At 69.1% G+C, this 6,464-nt stretch carries 9 protein-coding genes; 3 read left to right on the top strand and 6 right to left on the bottom strand.

Going from position 1 to position 6,464, the window contains the following annotated elements:
• The 5 genes from RMO30_RS06760 to purD form a co-directional block, all read right to left on the bottom strand.
• A partial coding sequence (locus RMO30_RS06760) for a serine hydrolase domain-containing protein (protein WP_309711131.1) occupies positions 1-742 on the bottom strand: 742 nt, incomplete at its 3' end.
• A gap of 28 nt (positions 743-770) precedes the next feature.
• The gene (locus RMO30_RS06755; protein WP_309711128.1) at positions 771-1,631 is read right to left on the bottom strand and encodes a VOC family protein; all 861 of its coding nucleotides are present in this window, start codon (positions 1,629-1,631) and stop codon (positions 771-773) included.
• A gap of 38 nt (positions 1,632-1,669) precedes the next feature.
• On the bottom strand, positions 1,670-2,119 hold the full coding sequence (locus tag RMO30_RS06750) for a GNAT family N-acetyltransferase (RefSeq protein ID WP_309711125.1): 450 nt from the start codon (positions 2,117-2,119) through the stop codon (positions 1,670-1,672).
• A gap of 10 nt (positions 2,120-2,129) precedes the next feature.
• A complete protein-coding gene (locus RMO30_RS06745; RefSeq protein WP_309711122.1) occupies positions 2,130-3,014 on the bottom strand; it encodes a phosphoribosylaminoimidazolesuccinocarboxamide synthase in 885 nt (294 codons plus the stop codon).
• Between the two features lie 13 nt (positions 3,015-3,027).
• Positions 3,028-4,290, bottom strand: a complete 1,263-nt coding sequence (purD, locus tag RMO30_RS06740; protein WP_309711120.1) for a phosphoribosylamine--glycine ligase — start codon at positions 4,288-4,290, stop codon at positions 3,028-3,030.
• A 53-nt stretch (positions 4,291-4,343) separates the two neighbouring features.
• Between purD and RMO30_RS06735 the strand changes: the two genes are divergently transcribed.
• The 3 genes from RMO30_RS06735 to RMO30_RS06725 are packed head-to-tail and all read left to right on the top strand — an operon-like array spanning position 4,344 to position 5,756.
• Positions 4,344-5,096, top strand: a complete 753-nt coding sequence (locus RMO30_RS06735) for an HtaA domain-containing protein (protein ID WP_309711118.1) — start codon at positions 4,344-4,346, stop codon at positions 5,094-5,096.
• Complete coding sequence (locus tag RMO30_RS06730) at positions 5,081-5,473, top strand: sterol carrier family protein (protein WP_309711116.1); 393 nt, start codon at positions 5,081-5,083, stop codon at positions 5,471-5,473. The genes RMO30_RS06735 and RMO30_RS06730 overlap by 16 nt, the downstream gene beginning before the upstream one ends.
• 4 nt (positions 5,474-5,477) lie before the next feature.
• Positions 5,478-5,756, top strand: a complete 279-nt coding sequence (locus RMO30_RS06725) for a potassium transporter Trk (protein WP_309711114.1) — start codon at positions 5,478-5,480, stop codon at positions 5,754-5,756.
• An 80-nt stretch (positions 5,757-5,836) separates the two neighbouring features.
• On the opposite strand, the gene RMO30_RS06720 is transcribed toward RMO30_RS06725, so the two are convergent.
• A partial coding sequence (locus tag RMO30_RS06720) for a phosphoribosyltransferase family protein (protein WP_309711110.1) occupies positions 5,837-6,464 on the bottom strand: 628 nt, incomplete at its 5' end.

Genomic DNA, 6,464 nt, shown 5'->3' with positions numbered 1-6,464 from the left:
CGTTCGCGTCGTACGAGAGTGCGACATCCGGGGCGACCAGGCTCGGGGTCAACTCCATGTCGAGCCCCAGCGGCGCGAAGATGCGCTCGGCGAGGAAGATCGGCAGTGGCTGCCCGCTCACGCGACCGACGACTTCGGCGAGCAGGATGTAGTGGGAGTTCGAGTAGCTGTACCCGCTGCCGGACTCGAGTCGAGTGAGCCCCCGGATGGCGTCGAGGATCCGGGCGTGGTCGGCTGCGTCGCTGAAGCCGATCCCGGCATCCTCGAGCTCGGTCCAGTAGTCCGGAACTCGGGCGGTGTGGTGCACGAGCTGGTCGAGAGTGACCGAGCGACCCCAGGCCGGCAGCCCGTCGATGTAGGTGCTCACCGAGTCGGCGAGAGAGAGTGCGCCGTCGCGTTGCAGCATCAGGATGGCGGTCGCCGTGAACTGCTTCGAGACGGATGCCATATCGAATCGGGTCTCGGTCGTGACGAGGTCACCGGTCGTCAGGTCGGCGATGCCCGTCGCGCCCGCCCACACGACCTCGCCGCGCACACCGACGGCCCCCGAGCATCCCGGCCGCGTCGGATCGATGAGTTCGGCGAGGGCGTCGTCGCTCAGGAGGTCGCGCTTGTCGATTGTCGTTGTGGCGTAAGCGCGGGGGGCGACCGCGAGGGTCGGGGGCGTCGCGGCGCAGCCGGCGAGCAGCGAGGTCAACGCCACGGCGGCCATCGACCGGAAGAGCAGTCGCGACGAGTGCACCGCACCACGCTACCTGGGCGTCGTTGCCCTATGCGGAGCGCGCGCGAATCAGGTTCGCCCACGGATCGTCGAACTCGAGAGTGAGGCCGTCGTCGCGGGTCGGCACGCCGTAGTGCGCCATCCGCTCGCCGAGCTCGCCGAGATCGTCGGATCCGGGCAGCACGATGTCGACCCGGCCGAGGCCGAGGGTGCGCTGCCGGCGGCCGGCCCCGCGGGAGTTCCAGACGTTCATCGCCATGTGGTGGTGGTAGCCGCCCGCGCTCACGAAAACGGCCGTCCTGGGGATCTCAGCGGTGCTCGCAAAGCCGAGGCGGTCAACGTAGAACTCCCGCGCCGTGTCGACATCGCCGACCGACAGGTGGATGTGGCCGACCCGGGCATCCCCGAATCCCGCCCCCGACATCCCCTCCTCGGTGAGGTTCTCGTTGAGGAATGCGTTCGGGTCGAGGTACAGCGTGCTCATTTCAATGGCGCCGTGTGCCCAGCTCCACTCGGAGCGGTCGCGGTCCCAGTAGAGCTCGACGCCGTTGCCTTCGGGGTCGTTGAAGTAGAACGCGTTGCTCACCAGATGGTCGCTCGACCCGGTGAACGACCCGGGGTGCTGCCGCGCGACGGAGTACACGGCGGCGGCAAGTGCTGCCTTCGTGTCGAACAGGATCGCGGTGTGGAACAGCCCCGCTTCGTGCGGGGCGGCGTGTCGAAGTTCTGGGGAGTGTTCGAGCACGACGACCGAACGCGCGCCGCGACCGAGCGCGACGCGCGGCCCGTCGGTGGCGAGTACGTCGAGGCCGACGGCATCCCGGTAGTACGCGGTCATCGCGTCGAGGTCGGCGACGTTCAGGGTCACCGCTCCCATGGCGGTGTCGGCGGCGAGTAGCTCGGGCGTCATGTCACCGATAACGCATCTCGAGGCCGGGAAATGCCCGGTCAGAACCGCTTCTCGAAGCAGATCGACAGCTCCGAGTCGGCGTAGTAGCCGAAGTTCGGGATGCGCGTGTAGCCCTCGCGTTCGTAGAACCGCACGGCGTCGGGCTGCTCGTCGCCGGTTTCGAGTACGAGCCGATCCCAGCCGCGGGAACGTGCCTCGACCTCGAGGTGGCGCAGAATCGCGGTCGCCACGCCCGTGCCCCGTCGGCCGGGGATGACGTACATGCGCTTGATCTCACCGTGCGACGCGTCGAGGGTGCGCAGGCCTCCGCAGCCGACCGCGTCGCCGCCGTCGTAGGCCAGGAAGAAGATCGTGATGTCGGCCGCCGACGGCTTCGGCCCGGGCTCGGAGTCAGGGGTGCCGTAGCGGACCGCGATCTCGGCCTGCTGGTCGGTGCGCAGCCGGTCGCTGTCGGGGTGGTCCCAGGTCACCTCACGGAGTTCGATCACGGCAGTTCCGTCACGACTCGCTCATGAAGCGGTCGACCAGCTCCTGGTAGCGCACCGCGGTGCGCTCGACGATGTCGGCAGGAAGCTCGGGAGGTTCGCCGGTGCGGTCCCAGTTTGCGGCGAGCCAGTCGCGCACGATCTGCTTGTCGAAGCTCTCCAACCGGTTCATGCCACCCGCGGCATACGTCTCGGCATCCCAGTACCGGCTGGAGTCGCTCGTGAGCACCTCGTCGGCGAGTACCGGATGATCGCTGCCCGGGTCGCGGCCGAACTCGAACTTCGTGTCGGCCAGCAGGATTCCGCGCTCTTCCGCAATAGCGGATGCCGTTGCGAAGATCCGCAGGCTGGTCTCCCGCAGCGCTTCGGCATCCGCGGCACCGACGATCTCGACCATCCGCTCGAACGTGATGTTCTCGTCGTGCTGGCCGAGCGGCGCCTTGAAGGCGGGGGTGAAGATCGGCTCGGGCAACTCATCGCCCTCCTCGAGCCCGGCGGGCAGCTCGATGCCGCACACGGTCTGGGAGACGCGGTACTCCGCCCAGCCCGAGCCGGCTAGGTAGCCGCGCACGACACACTCGATCGGATACATCTCGAGCGTGTGCACGATCATCGTGCGACCCGCCAGTTCGGGCGGGAGGTGTGCGCCGAGTGACGGGTGCGCCGCCGCGAGGTGCGTGGGTTCACCGAGCCGCCCGAACCACCACAACGAGAGCTGCGTGAGGAGGGCGCCTTTGCCGGGGATGCCGGGCGTGAGGATGTGGTCGAACGCGCTCACCCGGTCGGAGGTCACGACGAGCAGCCGCCCAGGATGCGCGGCCGACTCGTAGAGGTCGCGAACCTTGCCCGAGTAGAGGTGGTGCCAGCCCAGAGCTTCCAGGCGGGAGTCGACGGTCATAGCTTCTTGTGCATCACTGCACCCTCTCTGCGATGTCGTGCCGGTAGTGACTGCCCTCGAGGCCGATGTCGGCCAACGCGGTGTAGGCGGCATCCCGAGCTGTGCTGAAGTCGGCGGCGCGCGCCACGACGCCAAGCACGCGGCCGCCCGTGGCGAGCAGCCGGTCACCCTGGCGCGCCGTCGCGGCATGGGCGATCGTCACCCCGGCGGGCAGTGCGCTGTCGAGCCCGGTGAGGACCCGCCCGGTGACGGGTGCCTCCGGGTAGCCCTCGCTCGCGAGCACCACGACGACGCACGGCTCGGGAGAGAACTCGGGGTCGGGCAGGTCGGCCAGCCCCCCGGTCGCGGCGGCGAGAAGCAAACCCGAGAGCGGGGTGACCAGCCGGGGCAGCACCACCTGGGTCTCGGGGTCGCCGAAGCGCGCGTTGAACTCGATGACGCGGATGCCGCGATCGGTGATCACGAGTCCGCAGTAGAGCAGACCGACGAACGGCGTGCCCTCCGCTTCGAGAGCGCGCACGGTGGGGAGCGCGATCGTGCGGCGCACCTCGTCGACGAACGCCGCCTCCGACCCGAAGCGCTCGTCGAGCCAGGGCAGCGGCGAGTAGGCGCCCATCCCCCCGGTGTTCGGCCCGGCATCCCCATCGCCGACGCGCTTGTAGTCCTGGGCGGGGCTGAGGGGCAGCACGTCGTGTCCGTCAGCGAGGAAGAAGAGTGACACCTCGGGGCCGCCCAGGTATTCCTCGACGAGCACCTCGCCCTGCTGCACGTAGTACCGCGCGTGGGCGAGGGCCGCGTCGCGGTCGTCGGTGACGATGACGCCTTTCCCTGCTGCGAGACCGTCGGCCTTCACCACGTGTGGGGCGCCCAGGTCGTCGAGCGCGGCCGCGACCTCGTCGAGCGTCACGGCATGAACCGAGCGCCCCGTCGGCACGTTGGCGACATCCATGATGCGCTTCGCGAACGTCTTCGAGCCTTCGAGCGCGGCGGCCGCCTTGTCGGGACCGAAGACCGGGATGCGGCGCTTGCGCACGGCGTCGGCGACTCCCGCCACGAGCGGCGCTTCCGGCCCGATCACGACGAGGTCGAACGCGTTGTCGGCGGCGTATTCGGCGACGAGTCGGCCGTCGGACGCATCGAGGGCGACGGTCTCGACGTCGGCCGCGATGCCCGCGTTGCCGGGAGCGGCGACGATCGTGTGACCCGCGTCCTCAGCGAGGAGGGCGGTGACGATCGCGTGCTCACGTGCTCCGGAGCCGAGAACCAGGATGCGCACCCTCCCAGCGTAGCGACGACGCTGTTGGTGCCCTCCCGAGGCAGGATGGGGGCATGCGCCGCGCCCTTGCTCTCCTGATGGCGGCCGGGCTCCTTGCCGTTGTGCCGGCGGGTGCGGCGGGTGCGTCCTCCGCACAAGCACCCGGCTGTGACGTCGTCTCGGCCGAACTGACCTGGGGGTTCAAAGAGTCGTTCCGCGCGTACATCGACGGCTCGATCGCCAACGGCGAGTGGACTGTCGCCGACGGCGCGACCTACGAGACGCCCACGTTCGGCTTCCCGGCCGGGGCCGGCCGCATCGACCCGCGCGATCCGAACGGGTCGATCTCGTTCACCGGATCGGTTCGGTTCACCGGGCATGGCGGCATTCTCGACACGACGATCGCCAACCCGGCGCTCATCGTGCGCGCGGATGGCACCGGCCTCCTCCTGCTCGACGTGAGCGGGCCGACGATGGACGGCGATGAGGTGTCGGTACTCGCGGCCCCGTTCCTCACTGTCGACCTCAGCGGGCAGAACCTTATCCCCGTCGACGGAGTCATCGCGATCGACGAGGCGCCGACAACGCTGACCGAGGAGGGAGCCGTCGCGTTCCCGAACTATGAGGTCGGGTCGGGGTTCGATCCCATAACGGTCGTCGCTGACGTCGGCGACTGCGACCTCGCTGGCCAGCCGATCGGCACCGACACCAAAGTAGACGTCACCGTGGAGGGGATGCCGTGGTTGGCCCTAGCGGTCGGCGCGCTGGCGGTTACCGCGGTGGCGGTCGTCGTCGCACTGGCCGTGGTCCGGTGGCGCCGACCGTGAGTATCCGTCGCCGCATCGCTGCCGCCGACGGGGTCATCGCGGTGCGTGCCGTTCTCGCCGGAGCCGACGATCGAGCGACGGTCGCCACGGCATCCAGGTATCTCCTGGAGCAACTCGCCGACGAAGCCGAAGGGCACACCGTCGAGGTACGCGTGCCGCCGTTCGGCGCCGTGCAGGCGATCCCCGGCCCCCGCCACACCCGCGGCACTCCGCCGAACGTCGTCGAGCTGGATGCCGCTACCTGGATCGCACTCGCCACCGGGGTCGAAACCTGGGATGCGGCGGTCGCCGACCTGCGGGTCACGGCGTCGGGTCAACGGGCGACCCTTGCCGAACACCTTCCGCTGCGATGGGCCCCTGATCCGGGTGGAGAATAGAGCCGTGAGTGAATCCGAAGTCAGCATCCGTCGTGCCCCGCGCATCGGCGTTTTTCTGATCTTCGGCGCGATGCTCGGCGCGCTCGTCACCCTCATCCTGACGAGCCTGTTCGAACCCGACCCCGCCGTCGGATTCCTCGCGTCGTTCGCCTACTTCTGCCTCTTCGGCATCCCGGCCGGCGTCGCACTGGGGGGCGTCGTCGCGTTGGCGCTCGACATCGTCTCGACCCGCCGTGCCCGCACCGTCACGGTCGCCCGCGACGACGTCTCCGACTCGGAGTAGCCTCCTTCGCGAGCGCTACCCGTTTCGGCGAACGCTCTCGCGACCCGGAGCGCACTCGACGAAACCGGTAGCGCTGGGCGCTAGGACGCCTGGTTCGACTCGACCCAAGCGAGGTACTCCGGGGTGACGGTGCCGGTGACGTAGTCGCCGGTGAAGCAACACATCTCGAGACCCTGGATATCGGAGCCCTCGAGAATCGCGGCCTCCATGTCGGCGACTTCCTGGTAGATCAGGTAGTCGGCGCCGAGGGCCGTCGCGATCTCGGGGATCTTCTTGCCGGCCGCGACCAGCTCGGCTCGGCTCGGCATGTTGATGCCGTAGACGTGCGGGTAGCGCACCGGCGGAGCGGCCGACGTGAAGGTGACCGAGTTGGCGCCGGCCTGGCGGGCCATGTCGACGATCTCGGTGGAGGTCGTGCCGCGCACGATGGAGTCGTCGACGATGAGCACGTTCTTGCCCTTGAACTCACTCGACATCGCGTTGAGCTTCTGTTTGACGCTGCGGCGGCGCTGTTCCTGCCCGGGCATGATGAACGTTCGGCCGACGTAGCGGTTCTTGTAGAAGCCTTCGCGATACGGGATGTTGAGCTTCTGCGCGACCTGCATCGCCGCCGGGCGGGACGAGTCCGGGATGGGCATCACGACGTCGATCGCCCCCGATGGCGTGTACCGCTCGATCGTGTCGGCGAGCCGGTTGCCGAGCCGCAAC

It is taken from the genome of Pseudolysinimonas sp., assembly GCF_031389465.1.
In the GTDB taxonomy this organism is placed as follows: Bacteria; Actinomycetota; Actinomycetes; order Actinomycetales; family Microbacteriaceae; genus Pseudolysinimonas_A.
Note: the sequence above shows the minus strand (reverse complement) of the source record. Positions and strands in the feature narration are given on the sequence as shown.